Source organism: Wolbachia endosymbiont (group A) of Udea olivalis, from assembly GCF_964028365.1.
Classification (GTDB): domain Bacteria; phylum Pseudomonadota; class Alphaproteobacteria; order Rickettsiales; family Anaplasmataceae; genus Wolbachia; species Wolbachia pipientis.
Map to the genome: position 1 here is coordinate 323,017 of NZ_OZ034773.1, position 21,850 is coordinate 344,866.

19 protein-coding genes and 1 rRNA gene are annotated in these 21,850 nt (G+C 34.5%); 15 read left to right on the forward strand and 5 right to left on the reverse strand.

All coding sequences use genetic code 11. The features are described 5' to 3' along the window. Nucleotides 1–21: 21 nt before the first annotated feature. The gene (locus tag ABWU32_RS01510; RefSeq protein ID WP_227738571.1) at nt 22–1,233 is read right to left on the reverse strand and encodes an ankyrin repeat domain-containing protein; all 1,212 of its coding nucleotides are present in this window, start codon (nt 1,231–1,233) and stop codon (nt 22–24) included. An 81-nt stretch (nt 1,234–1,314) separates the two neighbouring features. Then, complete coding sequence (gene hemF, locus ABWU32_RS01515; protein WP_015589449.1) at nt 1,315–2,139, reverse strand: oxygen-dependent coproporphyrinogen oxidase; 825 nt, start codon at nt 2,137–2,139, stop codon at nt 1,315–1,317. Nucleotides 2,140–2,299: 160 nt separating this feature from the next. Here hemF and ABWU32_RS01520 point away from each other — a divergent pair, with 160 nt between their 5' ends. From ABWU32_RS01520 to ABWU32_RS01530, 3 genes are all read left to right on the forward strand, one after another. Next, nucleotides 2,300–4,783: a response regulator gene (locus ABWU32_RS01520; RefSeq protein WP_141456695.1), complete on the forward strand. Its 2,484-nt coding sequence runs from the start codon at nt 2,300–2,302 to the stop codon at nt 4,781–4,783. A gap of 90 nt (nt 4,784–4,873) precedes the next feature. Next, nucleotides 4,874–5,716 carry a ParA family protein gene (locus ABWU32_RS01525; RefSeq protein ID WP_006280226.1) on the forward strand — a complete coding sequence of 281 codons (843 nt, stop codon included), beginning with the start codon at nt 4,874–4,876 and terminating at the stop codon, nt 5,714–5,716. Further along, a complete protein-coding gene (locus ABWU32_RS01530; RefSeq protein ID WP_006279814.1) occupies nt 5,713–6,564 on the forward strand; it encodes a ParB/RepB/Spo0J family partition protein in 852 nt (283 codons plus the stop codon). The genes ABWU32_RS01525 and ABWU32_RS01530 overlap by 4 nt, the downstream gene beginning before the upstream one ends. A 116-nt stretch (nt 6,565–6,680) precedes the next feature. On the opposite strand, the gene ABWU32_RS01535 is transcribed toward ABWU32_RS01530, so the two are convergent. The 3 genes from ABWU32_RS01535 to ABWU32_RS01550 form a co-directional block, all read right to left on the reverse strand. Beyond that, nucleotides 6,681–7,316 carry a transposase gene (locus ABWU32_RS01535; RefSeq protein WP_265027790.1) on the reverse strand — a complete coding sequence of 212 codons (636 nt, stop codon included), beginning with the start codon at nt 7,314–7,316 and terminating at the stop codon, nt 6,681–6,683. Further along, on the reverse strand, nt 7,300–7,629 hold the full coding sequence (locus ABWU32_RS01540; RefSeq protein ID WP_141456678.1) for a transposase: 330 nt from the start codon (nt 7,627–7,629) through the stop codon (nt 7,300–7,302). Before ABWU32_RS01540 ends, ABWU32_RS01535 begins: the two co-directional genes overlap by 17 nt. 904 nt (nt 7,630–8,533) lie before the next feature. After that, complete coding sequence (locus ABWU32_RS01550; protein ID WP_015589452.1) at nt 8,534–9,148, reverse strand: hypothetical protein; 615 nt, start codon at nt 9,146–9,148, stop codon at nt 8,534–8,536. 153 nt (nt 9,149–9,301) lie between these two features. Here ABWU32_RS01550 and ABWU32_RS01555 point away from each other — a divergent pair. From ABWU32_RS01555 to ABWU32_RS01610, 12 genes are all read left to right on the forward strand, one after another. After that, nucleotides 9,302–10,806: ribosomal RNA gene (locus ABWU32_RS01555) — 16S ribosomal RNA — on the forward strand. A gap of 100 nt (nt 10,807–10,906) precedes the next feature. Beyond that, on the forward strand, nt 10,907–11,284 hold the full coding sequence (sdhC, locus tag ABWU32_RS01560) for a succinate dehydrogenase, cytochrome b556 subunit (protein ID WP_015589453.1): 378 nt from the start codon (nt 10,907–10,909) through the stop codon (nt 11,282–11,284). Further along, complete coding sequence (sdhD, locus tag ABWU32_RS01565) at nt 11,281–11,637, forward strand: succinate dehydrogenase, hydrophobic membrane anchor protein (protein ID WP_010963113.1); 357 nt, start codon at nt 11,281–11,283, stop codon at nt 11,635–11,637. The genes sdhC and sdhD overlap by 4 nt, the downstream gene beginning before the upstream one ends. An 84-nt stretch (nt 11,638–11,721) precedes the next feature. Next, the gene (locus ABWU32_RS01570; RefSeq protein ID WP_353278712.1) at nt 11,722–12,960 is read left to right on the forward strand and encodes a hypothetical protein; all 1,239 of its coding nucleotides are present in this window, start codon (nt 11,722–11,724) and stop codon (nt 12,958–12,960) included. A gap of 112 nt (nt 12,961–13,072) precedes the next feature. Then, nucleotides 13,073–14,362, forward strand: a complete 1,290-nt coding sequence (locus tag ABWU32_RS01575) for a sugar phosphate nucleotidyltransferase (protein WP_265027913.1) — start codon at nt 13,073–13,075, stop codon at nt 14,360–14,362. 133 nt (nt 14,363–14,495) lie between these two features. Beyond that, nucleotides 14,496–15,725 carry a lipoprotein-releasing ABC transporter permease subunit gene (locus ABWU32_RS01580; RefSeq protein WP_012673387.1) on the forward strand — a complete coding sequence of 410 codons (1,230 nt, stop codon included), beginning with the start codon at nt 14,496–14,498 and terminating at the stop codon, nt 15,723–15,725. Further along, nucleotides 15,718–16,449: a hypothetical protein gene (locus ABWU32_RS01585; protein ID WP_015589456.1), complete on the forward strand. Its 732-nt coding sequence runs from the start codon at nt 15,718–15,720 to the stop codon at nt 16,447–16,449. The genes ABWU32_RS01580 and ABWU32_RS01585 overlap by 8 nt, the downstream gene beginning before the upstream one ends. Further along, the gene (locus ABWU32_RS01590; protein WP_007548692.1) at nt 16,446–17,666 is read left to right on the forward strand and encodes a hypothetical protein; all 1,221 of its coding nucleotides are present in this window, start codon (nt 16,446–16,448) and stop codon (nt 17,664–17,666) included. The genes ABWU32_RS01585 and ABWU32_RS01590 overlap by 4 nt, the downstream gene beginning before the upstream one ends. 198 nt (nt 17,667–17,864) lie before the next feature. Then, on the forward strand, nt 17,865–18,737 hold the full coding sequence (gene atpG, locus ABWU32_RS01595; RefSeq protein WP_010081973.1) for an ATP synthase F1 subunit gamma: 873 nt from the start codon (nt 17,865–17,867) through the stop codon (nt 18,735–18,737). 18 nt (nt 18,738–18,755) lie between these two features. Further along, nucleotides 18,756–20,090 (forward strand): TldD/PmbA family protein, encoded by a 1,335-nt coding sequence (locus tag ABWU32_RS01600; RefSeq protein ID WP_010081974.1) that lies wholly within the window; start codon nt 18,756–18,758, stop codon nt 20,088–20,090. Nucleotides 20,091–20,264: 174 nt separating this feature from the next. Then, on the forward strand, nt 20,265–20,516 hold the full coding sequence (locus ABWU32_RS01605; RefSeq protein WP_006279919.1) for a cold-shock protein: 252 nt from the start codon (nt 20,265–20,267) through the stop codon (nt 20,514–20,516). A gap of 35 nt (nt 20,517–20,551) precedes the next feature. After that, on the forward strand, nt 20,552–21,778 hold the full coding sequence (locus tag ABWU32_RS01610) for a DEAD/DEAH box helicase (RefSeq protein ID WP_015589458.1): 1,227 nt from the start codon (nt 20,552–20,554) through the stop codon (nt 21,776–21,778). The last annotated feature ends 72 nt before the right edge of the window (nt 21,779–21,850 follow it).

A 21,850-nucleotide genomic window follows, 5' to 3' on the forward strand; every position in this document is an offset into this window, starting at 1 on the left:
CAATTATTTTGAATCACATAGTTAGAGGGATATATCAGTAATCTTATATCGACAGCCTCCTATTACTCCATGCTCAATACTCACTGAACCTATCTCAGATTTAGGAGCTAATTCTAATTGTTGTTCAACTTTTGTATCGGAATCATAGCCAGAATCGTAGCCAGAATCTCTACGCTCATATTTCTGCCTTATTTCTTCTACACTAAAGCCAGCCTTGGTCTTAATTTTTTGATCATTAGTCTGTTGCTGACTTATCGACTTATTAGCACTTAGCTCATTTAGCTTCACTTGCCAATCATTCACTTTATCTTGCACTAACCCATGGCAAGTTCCAGAATTAGCTTTTATGTCTTTTGCTTTTCTTTCTGCTCTTTTCTTGGACAAATCTACCCTAGCATAAATAGGTTCTGACGACTGTTCTGGCTCTTTCTGTTTTAGGCTAGCAGGCTTTTTTTGTTCTGAAAGATCATCTATAGTGCAATAAATAGGTTCTTCTGATATACTCAAATAACCACTATCTTCCAATGATAAATTTTCAGTGGATTTTTTATGTGAATCATATATTTCAGCATAAATAGATTCTTCTGATACACTCAAATAACCATTCTCCCCTAATGAGTTACTAACCTTAGCATCATACACCTCAGCGTAAATTGGCTCTTTTGAAGGCAAAGCATCATAATTAGTGCTCTTTGGCTTATACTCAAAAGTTCTAGAAGGTTTTTGAGGTGGTATTACATTGTTGTTCACCTCAGCGTACATAGTTATTGGCTCATATTCAGAGGTTCTAGGAGGTTTTTGTTGTATAGCTTCAACATTCAAATCATCTGTAGAATAATACTCTGCGCCTTTTCCTAGTAAAAAGGAAACTGTGGGGTGAAGAATTATCTCTGCTGGTAAGTTTTTCTCACTATCCAATTTTAGATTTTTTGATTCTGCTAAACTCTCAATAACACGAATTATAACATTCTTTCCATTCTCATCTATTGAGTGGATATCAGCTCCACGATTAATCAGCAATTCCATTATTTTGTGATCTGTAGCATGTCCTAAAGCCTGATTTAAAGCTTGATTATTATTTATATCAAATGATCCTGTATTCTTGAGAGACATAGTCTTTGAAAAGAATTTTCTAAAACTATTTAATGCATCATAGAGAATTAGAGTCAGTTTAACACCTTTTATGTCATTGTTTTTGACAGATTTAATTAAAAAATTATCTATTATGCCCATGATTATACCCCCTATATAAAAGCTCACTATCATGGTGCAATTTTAAACTATGATGATTTATTTTCTACTAATAGCAGCTCTCTATAACCACTTAACAAGTGGTGGCATTGACATCATAATTGCATCTGGATTGCCGTCCGTCATTAAACCAAACCTTGTGCCACGATCGTATAACAGATTGAATTCTACATATCTGCCACGTTTTATTAATTGATTTTCTCGTTGTTCTTTTGTCCAAGATTTTTGCATATGTTTACGTATGACGTGCGAATAAATTTCCAAAAAGGCTTCACCTACTGCTTTTGTGAACTCAAAATCGTTTTCCCAGTTGCCAGAACTCAGATTATCATAGAAAATGCCACCAATGCCACGTGGCTCTTTTCTGTGTTGTAAGAAAAAATAATTGTCACATTGCTCTTTAAATTTTGGATAATATCCGGTGTCAAATCTATCACATGTCATTTTGATTGATTCATGAATATACTTGCAATCTTCTTCATTTCTATATATTGGCGTAAAATCCATTCCTCCACCAAACCATTGTTTTGAAGTATATATCAGCCTTGTGTTCATATGCGCTGCAGGGATAAGGGGCGATTGCATATGAGACACTAAAGATATACCGCTTGCCCAGAACTCTCCGTTACTTTCACTTGCACCAGGAATTTCATTGATGGCTGAATCTGCAAATTTTCCGTGTACTTTTGAAACGTTTACTCCAACTTTTTCAAAAACATTACCAAAAATAATTGTAGATTCACCACCTCCACCACCTGGGCGATCCCACTTTCTCTTTTCGATCTTTGGCTCTGCGGATGATTGTTTTTCAATTAATAAGAAAGATTCTATGATCTTATCTCTTAGTGCACAGAACCATTTAAATGCTTGTGTTCTTTGTTTTTCCATAATACCCTCTCGCTAGCTTATTAACATTGTTATATCTGATATTTAAGGAACTTAATTAGATTTGGATGATAATTATCTATCAAAGACGTTAATAAATCTATAATAATTAAATCAATATAATAAAACATTTTCGTATGTACAACAATGCCAAGTAACAATAATGAGTAAAAGATACATAGATAACAAAAAAGAGAACAGGGTTGACTTCATACTAAGAAATTATGGAATGTCAATTGTTGTGATGGCAGTTATTATGCTCTTACCTCCAGTAGCAATATCGATACTCTACTTTTTTGATATATATAGTCAGCATATTAATATAGAGATTAATTTATTAGTTAGCATTCTAACAACTCTCTTTATGATGTATAATGTAAAACGCTACAGATACCTACTTAATACTATAGAATTTCAAAATGCAATATTTGCAAATGCACTAAATCATAATACAGAATTTTGCCTTATTTTACATAAAGATGAGGGTGTTATTTATGCTGATGCAAGGTTCTACGAAAGGTTTAAAGATCATATAATAGATGATGACATTACGTTAGGCAAGATTCTTGAAATAGGAGATGTTTCAGAAGCAGACAAAAAAGTACTCTATCATGCACTAAAAAATAACTCTTCTGTACAGGTATGCATTTCCTTAAACAAGAAGAATAGAGTATCTAACTTTCTTTTGCTCTTTGAGCCAATACCAGATAATCCCCAAATTGCTATAAATAGTAATAAGATTTTAAATTTATCATTAGTGCCAATAGCAAGGCCAGATGGGTATTTTGTGTTAAAAGCAACACAGATAAACAAGGAGCAGATATATGAAGAGTTAATAGAAAAACACAGTATAGGAACTTACATTGCAAATGCCAAAGGAGTGATTTTATCTGTAAATAAAAGATTTTTAGACATATTTGAACTGAAAAAACTGGAAAAAGGTAGCTCAATCAGTGATTTTATATCTCAATCTAAGTATAACAATACAATAACCGATAATGAAATTTTGTTTTTTACTATAAGTGGTATTCCATTCAAGGCTTATATGAGCACTGCTATATTTTGTGATAAATACAACCATAGCTATATATATGGCTTTATAACACCAACCGAATCAAATCTTGTTGATTATCAATTACACCCTTGTTTTGCAAATTCATCAATTGCTATTGCACAATGTGACATAAACGGCAACTTTGTAAAGAAAAATACGGCACTAATAAAGCTTGCAGGGTCAGATAATAATTCAATCTTTACATTGATATTGGATAGTTATCATGTGAAAATACGTGAATATTTTTCGAGTAATAGAATAAATAATGCGTCCTTTGATGTACAGCTCAACGGCGGTAATAACATAAAAATATATTTCAATAAGTTTCTTCATAATAAAATGATCTTCATACTTTGTTATTTTATTGACAATACTGAACACAAAAACCTAGAGATAAAGCTTGAGCATTATCAAAAGATGCAAGCTATAGGGCAGTTAGCAGGTGGTATTGCGCATGATTTCAACAATATATTGACTGGGATAATAGGATTTTGCGATTTGCTTTTACTCCAACACTCAGCTGGTGACCCATCTTTTGGAGATATAATACAGATACAGCAAAATGCAAAGCGTGGATCAAATTTAGTAAGACAATTGCTTGCTTTCTCAAGAAGACAGACCTTGCAGCCAAAAATTATTGATGTAAATAATACTATAGCTAATCTTTATGAAATGATAAAAAGATTAATAGGTGAAAATATAAAATTTAATATTTATTATGGTAGAGACTTGGGTGCTGTTAGGGCTGATCAAGGGCAATTAGAGCAAGTTATACTTAACTTAGCAGTCAATGCTAGTGCTGCTATGGAAAAGGGCGGAGAATTAACTATACGAACCTTTAATCAAAAGATTGACTCATTAAATTCTACACCTCAGGATATGTTTTCTCCAGACAAGGAAGCGATTGAACATGGAAATTATGTTGTGATTGAAGTAATTGATACTGGATGTGGAATGACGAGTGATACAACTGAAAAGATCTTTGATCCATTTTTTTCTACCAAAGATATTACCTCTGGTACAGGTCTTGGCCTCTCTACTGTATATGGCATTATTAAACAAACTGAAGGATACATCTATGTTGCTAGCAAAGTAAATCATGGAACTAAATTTAGCATATTTTTGCCCATGGTTTACATATCAGATGAAAATGATAGAGAGGAAGATAGTGAAGAAACAGAAAAACCGGTAGTAAGTGAAATTAAAGGTAATGGTATAATTTTATTAATCGAAGATGAAGATTCAGTAAGGGAATTCATCTCTAAAGCACTCAAAAGAAAAGGATTTGATGTAATAGAAGCAAGCATAGGCAGCGAGGCGCTAGAAATAATCAGTAAAAAAAGTCAACACATAGATCTTATAATCACTGATGTAATTATGCCAGAGGTGAGCGGCCCAGAAATAGTTAAAGAAGCATTGATCCATAGGCCAAATATCAACGTTATTTTTATTTCTGGGTATGCAGAAGATGCTTTTTTAAAGAGTGATGACATCAATATAGAAGATTTTCACTTTTTGCCAAAACCATTCACTCTGAATGAATTAGGAAACAAGGTTCAAAGTGTGTTACACAAAGCAAAAAAGACAGTCTAATTTTAGTGTGGTTAACAACAAAAAAATTTTCTAATGCAAAAGTTTCTTGCATATATACAATAGAATTATTTTATACATAAGATAAAAGGCGTGAGCAAGATTATTGCAATAGTAAATCAAAAGGGTGGAGTTGGCAAAACCACAACTAGTATAAATTTATCGACAGCCTTTGCTGCTGTGGGAAAAAGCACTTTATTGGTAGATCTTGATCCTCAAGGAAATGCTAGCACCGGGCTCGGGATTTCTTATCGTAGTAGGGAAGAAAAAAATATATACAAAATACTACTAAGCAGCGAAAATAAATTGATAGAATCGGCAATTTTCAATATAAAGGAAATTCCAAATTTATCACTAATTTCGTCAGTAGTTGATTTATCAGCTGCAGAAATTGAATTATCGCAACTTGAGCGAGGAAAATTTGTGCTAAAAAGCGCATTAGAGAAGATACGCGATAATTATGAGTATATAATCATCGATTGCCCTCCATCACTTGGGCTTCTAACCATAAATGCTTTGACTGCTGCTAATTCTATTATTGTCCCTCTTCAGTGTGAATTTTTTGCTTTGGAGGGATTAAGCCATTTAGTTAAAACTGTAGAGCTGATAAAAAGAAATAACCTAAACCCTTTTTTGGCAATAGAAGGGATAGTGTTAACAATGTATGACAGGCGCAACAAACTCAGTGAACAGATTAAAAACGATATTTGCCAGTATTTAAATGATAAAGTATACAAAACTATCATCCCATTGTATGAGACTGTTATTCCACGTAACGTACGGTTATCAGAAGCGCCTTCTCATGGAAAACCCGCTATTGTGTATGATCTTAAGTGTCCTGGTGCACAAGCATATATAAGTTTGGCAAGGGAAATTTTAAAAAAGCACGCGAGCAGTTGTAAGGAGAAGAAACTAGTAAGCGAGGGCGTAGTATGAAGGATGATAGACGCCTCGGCAGAGGTCTTGCCGGCCTCATAGGCGATAATTATGATAATAAAGAAGATCGACAAGAGCATTTGCCTATTTCATTACTGCACCCAAGCAAATTTCAACCGAGGAAACATTTTGACGAGGAGTCATTAAGAGAACTTGCAAATTCGATAAAGAAAAGTGGCATTATACAGCCTATCGTGGTACGCAAAGATTCAAATGATGATGGTTATGAAATAATAGCTGGAGAACGTCGTTGGCGAGCAAGCAAGATTGCAAATCTTGATAGTGCACCGGTTATCATAAAAGATCTGAGCGACAAGGAATGCTTGGAAGTATCCATTATTGAAAACATACAAAGGCAAGATATTAATCCAATAGAGGAAGGTGAAGCTTACAGAAAACTGATAGATGAGTTTTTCTATACACATGAGGAATTAGCTTCAGCTATAGGCAAAAGCCGCAGCCACATAACCAATATGATTCGGATGTTGTTGCTCCCTGATAGGGTGAAAACAATGATCAATGAGAAAAAATTGTCTATGGGTCATGCAAGAGCGTTGATTAATGTTGAAAATGCGGAAAGTATTGCAGAAAAAATAGTTTCTCAGGGCTTAAGCGTTAGACAAACTGAAAAACTGATAAAGGACCTACATCAAAACAACAATCAAAAAGAGCAGAGATATACTAGAAATCAAGATATGACAGTAATAGAAGGCGCTATATCTTCTCAACTTGGTTTAAAGATCAAAATTAATGACAACAATTCTAAGGGTAAAGTTATGATACGGTATGATAATCCAAATGAATTGGATTTGATATTGAAAATTTTGAATAGGAAACTTGAGGCATAGCTAGTAGTTGGCTAGCAAAGCAACAAACCAATATCAACTGTTGGTGTCATGAAAGTAGCTGACACTGGAATGGCTTTGTTGCATCACACTTTATGAGATGGTGATTTATGGTAAATTCATGTAACTATCTCAAATTTAGCCATACCAATATCAGTGAATTTATTAAGCAAATAGCATTTGATTAGCAGTTCTTTTTCTCGATTTATCTCAGATTTATTCCTCAAACTAAATCCGAATATTTGCTTTAATCTTGAGAAAAACCCTTCAATATAAGATCTTTTCCCATAATTTACTTCTTTTTTCCATTCTTTCATGCCATCTTCACCGTATAATTTTATTAACCTAATAGCAGCATTCCTGTCAGACATATAATCTATTTCTGGATGTTCTGCCGCATTGTTTATTGGTGGAATTTTTGTCTTTATATCATATTCGTTACACAACTTATAAAACTTGTGCCTATCACATGCTCTATCTGCATATAGTGCTTTTATGGCATGCTGAAAATCAACTTCTTTTAGCAAATCACAAGCTCCATAGTGATCAGAGTAGACACCGTTACTGTATTTTACAGCTATGGCTTTTTTGTTGTTTATATTCAACATTACGTGCAATTTTCTCGTTTGCTCATAGCCACGATATTTTCTGTCAGTGCTATTTTCCTTGCTGTGACCAGGAGTGTTGTTGTATATACTAATTCCTGTACTGTCTATAGCAATTTCGATATCTTCCATATTATTTTCTGCAATCATTTATCTTAATATTAAGTTTCTTAAACCTTCTTGATGCTTGTGAATAGCTGATAACTGCCAAATCTCTTCCTATTTGTTGCAAATACCCTTTTATAAACCCGACTGTTTGTCTTAAACCAATTCTAAAGAAACTGACGATTATATGCACCAAAATCACAACTTTATCACTATAAATATAGTTGCCGCCCTGCATTTTTGGACAATTCTCGTACCAATTTTCTATGGCGTCATTGATATAACAAAAAATGCTTCCTCTTTCTTGGAGAAATTTGTTATATTCATGGCAGTTACTGACTCTCATTTTTTGTGGCATATTTTTTCTTCAACAGTTAAATGGCTATTTATAATGAATTTTGTCAGTAACTGCCAGTTCTTTTCACTTGAGCGATGCAACAAAGCCCACTGGAATCCAGGAATTTTATTAAGTTGGTAAGCATAAAAGTATAACTTCTACGTCATACCGCCGCGGTATCCGCTAACAAGCAGCGGGATGACGATTGTCAGGGTAGCTGTCATCCCAGTGCCCTGACTACTTGGATCCAGGAAAAAGAATGGTGTCATCCCAGTGCGTGACACTGGGATCCAGAAGACTTAATTTCAACCAAGTGGCTGCATAATAAAGGCTGGATTCCAGTGTCACGCACTGGGATGACACCCTAGTAGAAATCGTTTTTGTAATTGCAACATTCGTGCAATCTTTAGCCATAAATATTAAGAAATTTACCAAACGAAAAAAAAGGCAAAAGAAGCCCTGGGGTTATTATCCGCTTTAAAATATTGGCGTTTTTTATGTTTTAAACGCTTGACAAGCAAGATTAAGCTGCTTTTAATTGCAACTAACTTACGCTGCAAATGTTTAAGAAATTTACTAAGCAGAAAAAAAGACAAAGAATCCCCGAGTTAGCTAGTCTTTTACTATCTCTGTCGAGTATTGGCATTTTTTGATGTCTTGTAACGCTTTATAAGCGCGTTCAGCTTATTTAGATAAAAATCTAGATGTAGATGAAGTTTTGTAAAGACATACAGTATCTATATACTGCAAAAAATTGAACATAAGACGCCGATACATTAAGTAATCCTTACCTTTTAATCTGCAGATTGGCGAAAGCAAATACAATAGCTTCACTATCATGATAAGGGCGCTGGCGAAGGGTGTCAAGTAAGTTTTTTCGTTTCATCCGATGCGCTGCCAAAAGCTATGCAAAAAGTCCAATGAGTTAACTCCCATATATCCTGAGTAATTCTTGTGCATTAGCTTTGATTAGGATAGGGCATTTTCTATCATTTAATAGGGAACGCAATATTTCAGTTGCACCCTTAACGTCGTTATTGTGTATCTTTACTACAGCAATAGCTTCTTGGCTTGAATAAGGATACACTGCACTTGATTCTAAATTATCAATTTTATCTTTATTTATTTTTTCACCGTTGGAGTGAAGTAAGCTCATTACTTCTAAATATTGTGCTAACTCACGCAAAACATTAGGAGCATCTTTATCATCTGCCAAATCATTATAAATAGATGCTGTGTCTGTTGGCATTGAATCTGAGATATGATTGAATGCGCGTTCAAAATTTGCTAAATACTCCCAATTTGAATCTATTTCTTCTAGCAGCGGCTTATTATCTTTTTTTAAGAATAATACTTCGTAAAACTTGTCACCTGCAGTTATAGATTGTTTTGTGTTATCAATGTTGCGCAATAAGTATAATGTGATGCCAACTAACATTGGCGCGAGTGCAAGCAGAAAGATGTATTTTTTCATGGTAATATTCCAAATAGTTATATATTTATACATTAATGCTTTTGATTTGCAAAAACATATTGACATAGTGATTATATCACATAATAATATTCTTAAAGTTGTTTGAATAGTTGGAGATTAAAATATTTCTAAAGTAGAAATAAAGACAGCAGTATTAAGCTAAATTATTTTTTGTCGGATTTATCCGATGTACCCTCAACCTTTTATAGGTTGAAGTCTAAATTTGAGAGTTTGATCCTGGCTCAGAATGAACGCTGGCGGCAGGCCTAACACATGCAAGTCGAACGGAGTTATATTGTAGCCTGCTATGGTATAACTTAGTGGCAGACGGGTGAGTAATGTATAGGAATCTACCTAGTAGTACGGAATAATTGTTGGAAACGGCAACTAATACCGTATACGCCCTACGGGGGAAAAATTTATTGCTATTAGATGAGCCTATATTAGATTAGCTAGTTGGTAGAGTAATAGCCTACCAAGGCAATGATCTATAGCTGATCTGAGAGGATGATCAGCCACACTGGAACTGAGATACGGTCCAGACTCCTACGGGAGGCAGCAGTGGGGAATATTGGACAATGGGCGAAAGCCTGATCCAGCCATGCCGCATGAGTGAAGAAGGCCTTTGGGTTGTAAAGCTCTTTTAGTGAGGAAGATAATGACGGTACTCACAGAAGAAGTCCTGGCTAACTCCGTGCCAGCAGCCGCGGTAATACGGAGAGGGCTAGCGTTATTCGGAATTATTGGGCGTAAAGGGCGCGTAGGCGGATTAGTAAGTTAAAAGTGAAATCCCAAGGCTCAACCTTGGAATTGCTTTTAAAACTGCTAATCTAGAGATTGAAAGAGGATAGAGGAATTCCTAGTGTAGAGGTGAAATTCGTAAATATTAGGAGGAACACCAGTGGCGAAGGCGTCTATCTGGTTCAAATCTGACGCTGAGGCGCGAAGGCGTGGGGAGCAAACAGGATTAGATACCCTGGTAGTCCACGCTGTAAACGATGAATGTTAAATATGGGAAGTTTTACTTTCTGTATTACAGCTAACGCGTTAAACATTCCGCCTGGGGACTACGGTCGCAAGATTAAAACTCAAAGGAATTGACGGGGACCCGCACAAGCGGTGGAGCATGTGGTTTAATTCGATGCAACGCGAAAAACCTTACCACTCCTTGACATGGAAATTATACCTATTCGAAGGGATAGGGTCGGTTCGGCCGGGTTTCACACAGGTGTTGCATGGCTGTCGTCAGCTCGTGTCGTGAGATGTTGGGTTAAGTCCCGCAACGAGCGCAACCCTCATCCTTAGTTACCATCAGGTAATGCTGGGGACTTTAAGGAAACTGCCAGTGATAAACTGGAGGAAGGTGGGGATGATGTCAAGTCATCATGGCCCTTATGGAGTGGGCTACACACGTGCTACAATGGTGGCTACAATGGGCTGCAAAGTCGCGAGGCTAAGCTAATCCCTTAAAAGCCATCTCAGTTCGGATTGTACTCTGCAACTCGAGTGCATGAAGTTGGAATCGCTAGTAATCGTGGATCAGCACGCCACGGTGAATACGTTCTCGGGTCTTGTACACACTGCCCGTCACGCCATGGGAATTGGTTTCACTCGAAGCTAACGACCTAACCGCAAGGAGGGAGTTATTTAAAGTGGGATCGGTGACTGGGGTGAAGTCGTAACAAGGTAGCAGTAGGGGAATCTGCAGCTGGATTACCTCCTTAGGCTTTGCACATAATTTACCATTTTTAATGATGGTGTTGTTATGTGCTATACTGCTGTCTTTACTTCTACTTTATTTTAATTTCCCGATAACGGAATTTTATGAGTGATAGACCTCTTTCTCCACATTTACAAATATATAAAGTACAAGTTACTAGTTTTTTCTCTATTATGCATAGATTGACTGGTATCTTGCTATTCCTTTTATTAATGATACTTTCTTGGTATTTCATATTACATGTTTACTTTCCTGAGTTACTTATAGTAAGGTACTTAAATGCATTATTATTCACTCCTGTTGCTAAATTAGCTTATGTCTTATGTTTTATAAGTTTTGTATATCATTTTCTTAATGGTATTCGTCATTTATTGTGGGATGTTGGGCTTAATTTAGAAATTACTGGCGTTTCAAGGGGTGCTATACTGCTGACAGTAACGCTACTTCTTTCTACTATGGCTTTTTTATTTATGTTTATATGAGTCAGTCTGGAAATTCAGTACATCATTGGTGGGTTCAGCGTGTTTCTGCGGTAATTTTACTGTTCCTGTTTCCTTGGTTTATCTATTCATTTTCTTGCACATTTTATACTGATAGCTCTTTGTCTTTTAGTGAAAAATTTATTAATCACCCTCTAGAGCTTTTATTTTTTGTTGTATTGTTGTTTTGCATTTTTTGGCACGCAGTTCTTGGAATGCAGGTAGTATGCGAAGATTATATACACAGCGTACCTTTGAGGATTTTTACAATTACATGCATAAAGTACTTATCAAGCATTACTTATATAACCCTCGCTTTTACAATCTTTATCTTCTACAGGCATATTTTCTTGTAAAATCACCGGTGCTGTGTTAATATATTATTAGTGTACTAGTTTTATTATTGAACTATAGCATTATAGCGATTTTGGTTTGACAATATGTTTGAAGCATTAAAAAAGGGAGCAATAGATCTTACACTTAAAGCAAAAGGTCTGCTTACTTCACCTGAATCTCAAGTTTACGTCGAAGACCTTAGAAAGGTAATGATGTATGATGGAAGGAAATGCCAGTATCCAAAAAATTATGATCAAATTGTACAGTCTGCTAAAATCATAGAAAACAGGGATATGCATGGAAATGCTATACTAGATAAAGATAAAAATCCAACCTATAAACTTTTGTATGGTCAAAAAGATGAGAATAGAAAACAACCAAGTTTCAGATTATCTTTAGTTCCCAAAAATGAAGATAATGATAGATCTTATTTTACTATCAATTATATAGACAATCAGGGTAAGCAAATTCCTATAGATTGGTTAAATAAGTCATACTTTGAGCCATTAGGCTTTTCGAGAATGGATTTGAAAAAACACGCGCCAATTTTCGAAGCTCAAAAAACTAAGAATCCTCAATATCCGTTTGAATTAACTAACTCTTCTGTGCTAACTAAAGAGGTGAAAAATAAAGAAGGTAAAGTTCAGGAAGTTGTTGATGAAAAAGGAAGAAATGGAGAATTATTATACACTAGTGATGACAAAAAGCTAAGCACCCATTTTTCAGAAATTAGAGATCAGAATGGTAATCTAGAGCTAGATAAAAGTCTTATATCTGTTCCTATCGTTTTTGCTACAAGCTTGGCTAAAGTTTGTACTAAATTGTTGACTTCTTTTCCTATAAAGTTAGGGAAGTATTTAATAAGCGAACAAAACCCAATTGCAAAGTCTTTTGGTTATCTTTTATTTACTCCTGCAATGGCAATAAAAAATTTAGTGAATATGGGAGCTACTATACTTAAGGCTCCAATTTTATTGTTTGTAGCAAATGAGAAAAAATATGGTGATGCTTACTACACCATGTGGAAACACCAACTGAAAGGATGTTTGGAAGAAGCAAAAAGTGACTTTAATGTTATTAAAGGTGAAGAAAGGCTAAAGCCGGATCATGGGAATCGTGATTCACTAGTGGGCACATGGGATGAGCTTAACGCTAGAAGGCCAAAGAAACAAGGGGATGATAAAGAAGTTAGCAAGAGTAATGAAATACTAAAGAGTCCTGAGGAAGAACAAAATAAGGGTAATGAAATATTAAGTGATAAAAGAAAAGGTCATGTTGAGGAATTACAAAATAGAAGAAATTCACAGCAAGGGCAAGGCGCTACACATGATCACTCTCATTAGCAATTACTTTAAATCAACATTTACTTTCTTTATTAACTATTCCACAACAAAAACTTGCATGTATTTTGCCCTCAGTATAAGATATTAATTATTTAATTAATATCTTAACTAAATGCGCCCTGTAATATTGTGTGGTGGTAGTGGTAGCAGACTTTGGCCTTTATCTAAGCCAAAGCAATTTCAGAAAATATTTAGTCAGAACACTATGTTTCACAACACTTTGTTGAGGCTAAAAAGCGATTATATGCCGCCCATAATTGCTACAAATATACAGTACGAGTCATTAGTGATGGAGGAATTGCATGCACTGCAAGAATATAAAGTGATTTTCGAACCAGTGAAAATTGGAACAACAGCGGCAATATTAATTGCTGCACTTCTCTGCAATGAAAACGAGACAATGTTAATTCTGCCTTCAGAACATTTTATAGGTGATTTGAATAGTTTTTATGCTTCTACTCAAAAAGCGTCTAAGTTAGCCTCTGAAACTAACTCTATAGTCACTTTTGGGGTTAAGCCTCATGAATTCAATTCTGAATACGGCTATATAAATGCAGTATATGATCAGAAAGAAAAATGTCATATAGTGAAAGATTTTACAGAAAAGCCCGAGCGTAAGTTAAGTAACGATCATTATTGGAACTCTGGAATATTTGTGTTTAAAGCAAAACGCTACATAGATGAGATTAAAAAATCTGCCCCGAATCTTTACAATTTATGTTTTAAATATTTCACACCGCAAGAGAGATTTCTGTATTTAAAACAACGAGATTTTGCAGGAATTGAAGGCATATCCATTGATTACTTGGTGATGGAGAAAGCAAAAAACGTTGCAATGATAGAAGCTAATTTCGATTGGTTGGATGTTGGAACTTGGAATTCAGTTTTAGAATTGAGTGAGAAGTTTAGTAAAGAACCGGTGTCATTTCAGCATGTGATTAGAGAAAAAGAACCAGTTTCAACGACAAAAAGTAATAAAAATTTATTGGGTGGAGCTTGTAAGCAACCAAACAAAAGTCTAATTTCATTTATTCATAAAGTTAAGAAAGTAAAGGTGATAAGGAAAGAAGTTAAACCATGGGGATTTTGTAGTATAATTTTAATGAGCGAAAATTTTCTTATAAAATATCTTTTTATAAATCCATTAAGCTGCACTTCTAAGCAATTCCATCACTATAGAGATGAATACCATATAGTGCTATCAGGAGTTGGGTATGTTAGTTTAGAAGACAAAGAATATGCTATAGCAAAAGACCATATGATAGAAATCCCAAGGGAAGTTTCCCATAGGATTGAAAATAGAAGCATAAGCTCTCCACTTGAAATAGTTGAATTTCAGATAGGAGAGCATTTATCTGATAATGATATAGTGAGGTTGGATGATGTATATGGAAGATTTTGAAATTCTAATGTTAAAGATACTCTATAAGCCTGCTAAATTTAAGGAAGCAAAAATCTCTAGTTTTCAAATAAAGAAAAGTCTACAATTATACGAAGTTTCAAAAATATAATGTTTAACCTCAAAATATTTTGTAATGTCCATTGCCTTTGAAATTACTATGGCTGCTTGCTATTTGCGAGCGAAAAATGCCAGATTTTGCTCTATAATGACTTTGTTCTCTATTATCGGCATTGCCCTTGGAGTTGCAACACTAATAGTGGTGATGTCTGTGATGAACGGATTCAGAGCAAAGTTGCTTGACTCAATACTTGGCATTGATGGCCATATTAATGTTTATTTTGATAGGAACATAAATTCAGATTACTACGCAGTTTCAAAATCTATTGAGAGAATTCCTGGTATATTAAAAGCTACTCCTATGACCAATGATCAAGTTATTATTGTAGCAAACGGTAAAATTGCAGGTAGCGTAGTGCGAGGTGTATCAACTAAAGACTTGCTTGATAGTACTGCCGTTACAAATAATGTAATTATAGGTGATGTAAAAAAATTTGATGAAGGAATAATAATAGGAGCACGCTTAGCAGAAGCTTTGAACGTTGACTATGGCGACGAAATTACGTTTATATCATCTGAAGAATTTGATGCATTACTTGGTGAAATGCCGCGAATGAAAAAATATAAAGTTATAGCAATATTTGATATGGGTATGTTTGAGTATGATAATACCTTGATATATATGCCTCTAAAATCAGCACAAGCCTTTTTTAATTATAAAAATAGCATAAAAAATATAGAAGTACTTGTAGACGACGTTACTAGAGCTGATAAGCTGGCAGATGCTATAGAAAAAGAAATAGGAATGGAAGCTGAAAGTTGGCAATCACAGCAAAGCCATTATTTTAGTGCTTTAAAAACTGAAAGAAATGTGATGTTTTTAATTCTCACTTTGATTATAGTTGTAGCAGCGTTTAATATTATCTCAAATTTAATGATGATAGTGCAAGAAAAGAAATCCGCGATTGCAATTATGCGTACATTTGGTGCAACAAGTGGAAGCATTATGCGTATATTTTGCGCTTGTGGTCTATTAATCGGTTTTACGGGAACTTGTCTTGGCTGTATTATAGGTGTCGTTTTTTCTCTCAATATCGAAAGCATTAGAGTGTTTTTAGAAAACATTACTAACGTCAAGCTGTTTGATCCTATGATATACTTTTTTTCAAGTTTGCCAGTGATATTAGTACCCCAAGACGTAGTAAATATTTCTGCACTTGCGTTACTCTTATCATTTTTAGCGACAATTGCTCCTGCGTTGCAGGCAGCTGCACAAGATCCTGCGGAGATACTACGTTATGAATGATACTCAGCAAAAGTACATAGGTTGGTTCTTAATTGTATTGTTATTTACCGGTTACATCACAATAAATAACATAATCTTTTTAAAAATAAATCAGCAAGAGAGTGAAAACAATGTGAAAGCTTTAACGGAAAACATGGATGAATTTAGAATGTTGCTTGAAGTTAATCAATCTAGAATAGAAAAAAAGATATTTGACCTCAAGAGAAGTCAGCATACTCAATGTGAGCAAGGTGATAATAACTCAAGATGTAAGAACCTTGCAAAATTGCTATTACTTGTGGTTAAAATGAAGAATTCGTTATTGCGAGAAGCAAAATTTGATAACCATATAAATTCAATAAAGCCTTTGATATCAGAGCTTGACGATCCAGAGATAGAAAATGCAGTAGATGAATTAGAAAATTTGAAAGAGATAAATACCTTACACGAATTGAAGTTATCTTTTGAAAAAACTATTGATACTATCGATTACAACAAAAGTACATTGTCTAAAAAAATCATTTCAAACTGGATAAAGGTAGACGACCGAAATGATCCATTAAGAGTAAAATTCGCAGAAATTGAGGAGTCAATAAATGATAATGATTGGCAAAATATAACTGTTACAGTAAGCAATTTAACGCATTCAGAATTCAAGCCATGGCTGAATAAATTGAATGGTTTTATTGTAGCTTCTAAGAATATTTCAACAATATATCATCGCTTATTACAATATATCTCATGATTTATTTTATAATTTTCGCTTTTTCGTTTTTATTTGGTATATGGGTCAAGGTAAGTGGTGAAGTAATAAAATTGGAATTAGGCAATTACACTATAAGTATTGATCTATATTTCATTATTTTTACTTGTGTAGTTTTATTATTTTTATTAATTACACTTGTACGCTTTTTTTCCTCCATTTCATCAACATTTGCCAACATAAGAAATAGAAGAAGGGATAGGGAAGAATTGCTTCTCTTTGAAGCTTTCTTTAGCATAGACTTAGACAATATAGAGAATGCCCAAAAGCTAGTTAAAAGTCTGAGTGAGGAGAGCGATAGGTTGTCTTTAATAAAGCTCTTTAACTCAGGTAAGACGGGAAATTACAGCTTTTTCAGTAACGGTTTAACAAATATTGCAAATAAAAATCGTAACTTAGCTCTACTTCTAGCCAATAAGCTGATTGTCCACCTCAAACAAGAAAAAGTAGTCTTTCAAAAATTTATAGAATATTGCTCTAGTTCAATTAACGATAAAATGCTATCTATTCCCTTTCAAATAGAGCATTGCATATTGAAAGAAGATTGGATTAATGCAATTTTGAGGTTGAAGGAAGCAGTTAAGTCCAATATTTTTCTCCCCTTTGATCATAAAGAAATGTTTGCAGTGTTTTATTGCGCTTTAGCAAAGCAATATGAAAGTAAAGGAAATTTTAAGGAGGCTATAAAGTCTTTATTTAGAGCACAACGTTATAGTGCAATTTTTCAGCCCATCAATTATTTAAAGGCAGAATTATATATTAAACTTGGAAAAATCAGAAAAGCTTCTGCAGTGCTAGAGGCAGAGTATACAGTAAATCCTACTCCTCAGTCAGCTAAAATGTACATCAATTTAAATAGTAAAGGTGCTGAAAGACTATACAACTTACGCCCTGATTATTATTTTAGTTACTGTTTACTTGCTTTGTCCTCAATGAGTTCAGGTAAATATGATCTTGCAAGTCAATATTTAGACACTGCTATGAAAAAAGCTAATTACATGTCAATCTACTTTATTGTAATACAACTCAAGGTTACATTGCAAGAACACGACAAGGTAATTTATTGGCTAAACAAGATGGGCTCAGAAGCTTTGCCTGATCCAGGCTGGAAATGTAAAAATTGTAACAGGGAACTAGAACAATGGGATCATAAGTGTTCAAGTTGTAATAGTTTTAATTGTGTTTATTATATATTATAAAATTCCACAAAGTGTAGAAATTACCATTAGGCTACTTTCACATTGATATTGCTGAAGTTAGAGCACTTTCTTAATATAATCCTTATCTCCAAACAATAAACCTGCAAGTTTCTTAGCTAGACTTGGTTTTAATGTCAAAAAAACTTGCTTTTAGACACTAACAGTTATATATTTTAATAAATCAGGGTTGTATACAAAATGAAGAGCTTAAAGGAATTATCCTTAAGAATTAAGAATATTAGGTCTGTACAGAAAACCACGAAAATAATGCAAATGGTTTCTGCAGCAAAGTTGTTACAAAGCCAAAAGAAGTTATTAAATTCAAAATTATATGTATCTAAGCTGCATAACATTATTTTTTCATTAATGCTATCAGTTGATCAAGAATTACTGGCAAAAATTCTAAATGTCAGTAACGACGGTTCTTACCTAGTATTCATTATTGCGTCTGATCGTGGCTTGTGCGGCAACTTTAACTCTTCTATTGTCAAATTTAGTCAAGAGCGTGTAAATAAGTCAATCGCAAATGGCAAAAAAGTAGATATTGTATTTCTTGGTAAAAAAGCTTTTGATGTAGGTAAAAATAGATTTGACTCTAAAAGTATCTTAAAAATTGAAAATAGTAAGGGAATCACGTTAAAGCACGTAGAAGCTTTGGTTGATGGTATAGATTTAAGTAAATACGATAAAGTTAAAGTTTTTTATAGTAAATTCTATAATACCTTCACGCAAAAACCAATGTTGGAAACAATAAAACCATGGAGTAAAGACTCATCCTTGATTGATAGCTCTCTGGCTGGTCCAACAACAGATTACGGCTATGAGTATGAACCACAAAATATTGAATTTATTTTAAAATCTTTGGTTCAAGATTACGTTGTAATTGCTCTTTACTCTGCTTTACTTGAAAGTGCAACGAGTGAGAATAGTGCTAGAATGGTTGCTATGGAATCAGCAAACAGAAACACTAAAGAGATACTGAACAAATTAGCATTGCTTTATAATCGTTCTCGTCAAGCAGCGATTACGACTGATTTAATTGAAGTTATAGGTGGTGCAGAATCTTTATAGAAATCTAAGGAATAGAAAATGAATATATTAAATATTGCAGCAGATATTACTAAACTAATAAAAAAGCAAAATCAAGATGCGGAAGTTACAATATATGAAACTAATAAGACTTCAGTTTCTCAGCGTCTATCAAAAATTGAGCAAATATCACAATCTAAAAATTGCACTGTAGGAATCAGAGCTATAGCAGGTAAAAACAAAGCTGCGTATATTTCTACAAACGATTTGAATAATCTGAGTGATACAGTAAGCCAAGTGGTAGAAATGGCAAAGAATGCGCCAGAAGATCCTTGCATTAATTTTGCTGTAAATGGTAGTAATTATATCTCTTCTGCAGATTTAAGTATCTCAGATAATAATGTTGTAACCGTTGATAACCTAAAAGAAATTGCTGAAGCTGCAGAAAATTCAGCCCTTGCACATAAGAGTATCACTAATTCTGAAGGAGCCTCTTCTTCATACGCTTTAGTGAATACAGTATTATCGACTGTTTCTGGTTTTATTGGCTCGTTTAGTAAATCAACCTTTGCTAATCAGGTCTCTGTTGTTGCTGGAAGAGAAAGTGAAATGAAGGTTGGTTACGATTATGATATAGCATGTAATTTTAGTGATTTAAAGTTGCCAGAGTTAATGGGAAAAGAAGCAGCAAAAAGAGCAGTTGATCAATTGAATTCACGTACAATGAAAACTGGTAAATTTCCAGTTATTTTTGAAAAAAGAGCAGCAAAAGGGCTAGTAAAAAGTTTTGCTTCTGCTATAAATGGGAGCAGTATTATAAGCAACAGTTCTTTCTTGAGGGGTAGTTTAAACGCTCAGATTTTCAACGATAGAATTAATATTATCGATGATCCATTGTTGCCAAGAGGCATAGCATCGAGACCATTTGATGGAGAAGGGATAACTAGCAAGAAAAATATATTTGTAAAAAACGGAATATTACAAAATTGGATTTTAGACTTATACTCGGCTAGAAAATTAGATTCAGAAACAACCGGAAGTGCAACTCGTGCAAGTAATGCTGCAGTTATTCCTGCAGCTAGTAACCTCTACATTGAGAATGGTGATGTATCGTTTGAAGAATTAATTCAGGAAGTGAAAGAGGGAATATATGTAACTGATTTATTTGGTTTTGGTGTCAATTTAATCAATGGCGATTACAGCCAAGGCGCTTCCGGATTTTTTATAGAAAATGGAAAAATAACGTATCCAATACATGAGATTACCATTGCTAGCAATTTGAAGGATATGTTTAGCAATTTAGTCGTTGCAGATGATCTAACTTTTTGTGGGCAATTTAATTCACCAACGATTAAAGTTAGCGAAATGACGGTTGCAGGTTCGCTTAACGATTAAAAAATTTATTTGCATCAAGTACAACAATTGTGTATTATTGTCATGTAATGTTAAGAATAGACTATGGAGTATAAAGGTTTAGTTTCAATAGCTAAGCTTAAAGCATTCTCAATCGTAATTTCAAAGTTTTTCATCACATTAGTAATGTTAGTTAATAATTTAGGAGTTGTTTAAATGGAATTTGGTAATGTAAAATGGTTTAATGCCGAAAAAGGCTATGGTTTCATCAAGCCAGAAGGTAAAGGGGGTGACGTTTTTGTACATATTAGCACATTGGAACGTTCGGGAATAAGACCTGAGGCACTTAAAGGAGAGAATAAAGAGAAGGGAATAAAAGGAGAAAGGGTGAGTTATGAGGTTAAAGAGGAGCGCGGTAGAAACGGAGAAGATAAAAAATCTGCAATAAATTTAAGATTGGAAGATTAATCTATTATGAAGTCTTTTAACAGGATTAACGTATTGTGAATAATTTTCATGAGATGGGTCTCCCAGCTTCGCTTAGACAAGCTCTAGATAAAAATAATCTTTTCGTCCCAACTCCGATTCAAATACAAGCGATTCCCTTAGCGCTACAAGGTAAAGATATTCTCGGATCTGCTCAAACGGGGACTGGAAAAACTTTAGCATTTGCTATTCCGTTGGTTGCTAAGTTGCTGAATGAGCCTAACACTGGTTCAGCTTTAGTCATCGTGCCAACCAGAGAGCTTGCGCATCAGGTAACAAATGAGATAAGAAAACTCTTATCTCAAAATTCTGCACTAAGGGTCGCTTTGTTGATTGGTGGTGAGCCTATTTTTAGGCAGCTAAATCAGCTTCAGAAAAAACCACAAATTGTAATAGGTACTCCTGGTCGTATTATAGACCATATTGAGCGTAAAACTTTGATTACTCGCAATGTTAGCGTTCTTGTGCTTGATGAAACGGATCGTATGTTTGATATGGGCTTTGGAGTTCAGATTGAAGAAATTATGAAGCATTTGCCTAAAATAAGGCAAACTCTTATGTTTTCTGCAACTCTTCCTGGAGATATAGTAAAACTTGCTGAGAAGTACCTTAATCGACCAGAACGTATTTCTGTTGATTGTGAGGTTACAACTTCTGTAAAAATTAAGCAAGAAATTGTTTATGCATCAGAATCAGAAAAATATGAAAAGCTTGTTACACAACTATGTCAGCGCGAAGGATCAATCATTATCTTTGTCAAAACAAAGCGAGGAGCGGATCAGCTAGCTAACAGATTGCACAAAGATGACTATAGCGCTTTAGCAATTCATGGTGATTTAAGGCAGCACAAGCGCGAAAGGGTCATTAATTCTTTTCGTCGTGGCCGTAATCAAATCATGGTTGCAACAGATGTTGCTTCTCGCGGCCTTGATATTCCCCACATTCAACATGTTATCAATTATGATGCACCACAATCGCAAGCTGACTATATTCATCGTATAGGTAGAACTGCACGCGCTGGAGCTGAAGGGTATGCGCTATCTTTTGTTACACCTCAAGATAAGAGAAGACTGCCTGTACTGGCAGACAAAGAAGGAGAGCTAAATTTTGATTGTAGTGTGCAATTTAAAAAACGTAACAGCAAAAAGGTCTTTAAAAGGCCAAGTACGTTAAAGACTAAATACGGTAGAAAAAAGATCAATGCATTTAAGAAGAAAAGCAGAGTACTAGAAAAAGCGTATTAAATAGGATTTACCTACAATTTGATAAGCGTAAAACTCGTCATTCCGCTACTCATTAGCGGAATCTATGCTGAG

Excerpts from the sequence above, each read along its gene's own strand:
- hemF (WP_015589449.1), bottom strand. The coding sequence starts at position 2,139 with ATGGAAAAACAAAGAACACAAGCATTTAAATGGTTCTGTGCACTAAGA.
- atpG (WP_010081973.1), top strand. The coding sequence starts at position 17,865 with ATGAAGAGCTTAAAGGAATTATCCTTAAGAATTAAGAATATTAGGTCT.
- ABWU32_RS01520 (WP_141456695.1), top strand. The coding sequence starts at position 2,300 with ATGAGTAAAAGATACATAGATAACAAAAAAGAGAACAGGGTTGACTTC.
- ABWU32_RS01530 (WP_006279814.1), top strand. The coding sequence starts at position 5,713 with ATGAAGGATGATAGACGCCTCGGCAGAGGTCTTGCCGGCCTCATAGGC.
- ABWU32_RS01535 (WP_265027790.1), bottom strand. The coding sequence starts at position 7,316 with ATGATTGCAGAAAATAATATGGAAGATATCGAAATTGCTATAGACAGT.
- ABWU32_RS01570 (WP_353278712.1), top strand. The coding sequence starts at position 11,722 with ATGTTTGAAGCATTAAAAAAGGGAGCAATAGATCTTACACTTAAAGCA.
- ABWU32_RS01580 (WP_012673387.1), top strand. The coding sequence starts at position 14,496 with ATGTCCATTGCCTTTGAAATTACTATGGCTGCTTGCTATTTGCGAGCG.
- ABWU32_RS01585 (WP_015589456.1), top strand. The coding sequence starts at position 15,718 with ATGAATGATACTCAGCAAAAGTACATAGGTTGGTTCTTAATTGTATTG.
- ABWU32_RS01605 (WP_006279919.1), top strand. The coding sequence starts at position 20,265 with ATGGAATTTGGTAATGTAAAATGGTTTAATGCCGAAAAAGGCTATGGT.
- sdhC (WP_015589453.1), top strand. The coding sequence starts at position 10,907 with ATGAGTGATAGACCTCTTTCTCCACATTTACAAATATATAAAGTACAA.
- ABWU32_RS01590 (WP_007548692.1), top strand. The coding sequence starts at position 16,446 with ATGATTTATTTTATAATTTTCGCTTTTTCGTTTTTATTTGGTATATGG.
- ABWU32_RS01550 (WP_015589452.1), bottom strand. The coding sequence starts at position 9,148 with ATGTCAATATGTTTTTGCAAATCAAAAGCATTAATGTATAAATATATA.
- ABWU32_RS01540 (WP_141456678.1), bottom strand. The coding sequence starts at position 7,629 with ATGCCACAAAAAATGAGAGTCAGTAACTGCCATGAATATAACAAATTT.
- ABWU32_RS01510 (WP_227738571.1), bottom strand. The coding sequence starts at position 1,233 with ATGGGCATAATAGATAATTTTTTAATTAAATCTGTCAAAAACAATGAC.
- ABWU32_RS01600 (WP_010081974.1), top strand. The coding sequence starts at position 18,756 with ATGAATATATTAAATATTGCAGCAGATATTACTAAACTAATAAAAAAG.
- ABWU32_RS01575 (WP_265027913.1), top strand. The coding sequence starts at position 13,073 with ATGCGCCCTGTAATATTGTGTGGTGGTAGTGGTAGCAGACTTTGGCCT.
- sdhD (WP_010963113.1), top strand. The coding sequence starts at position 11,281 with ATGAGTCAGTCTGGAAATTCAGTACATCATTGGTGGGTTCAGCGTGTT.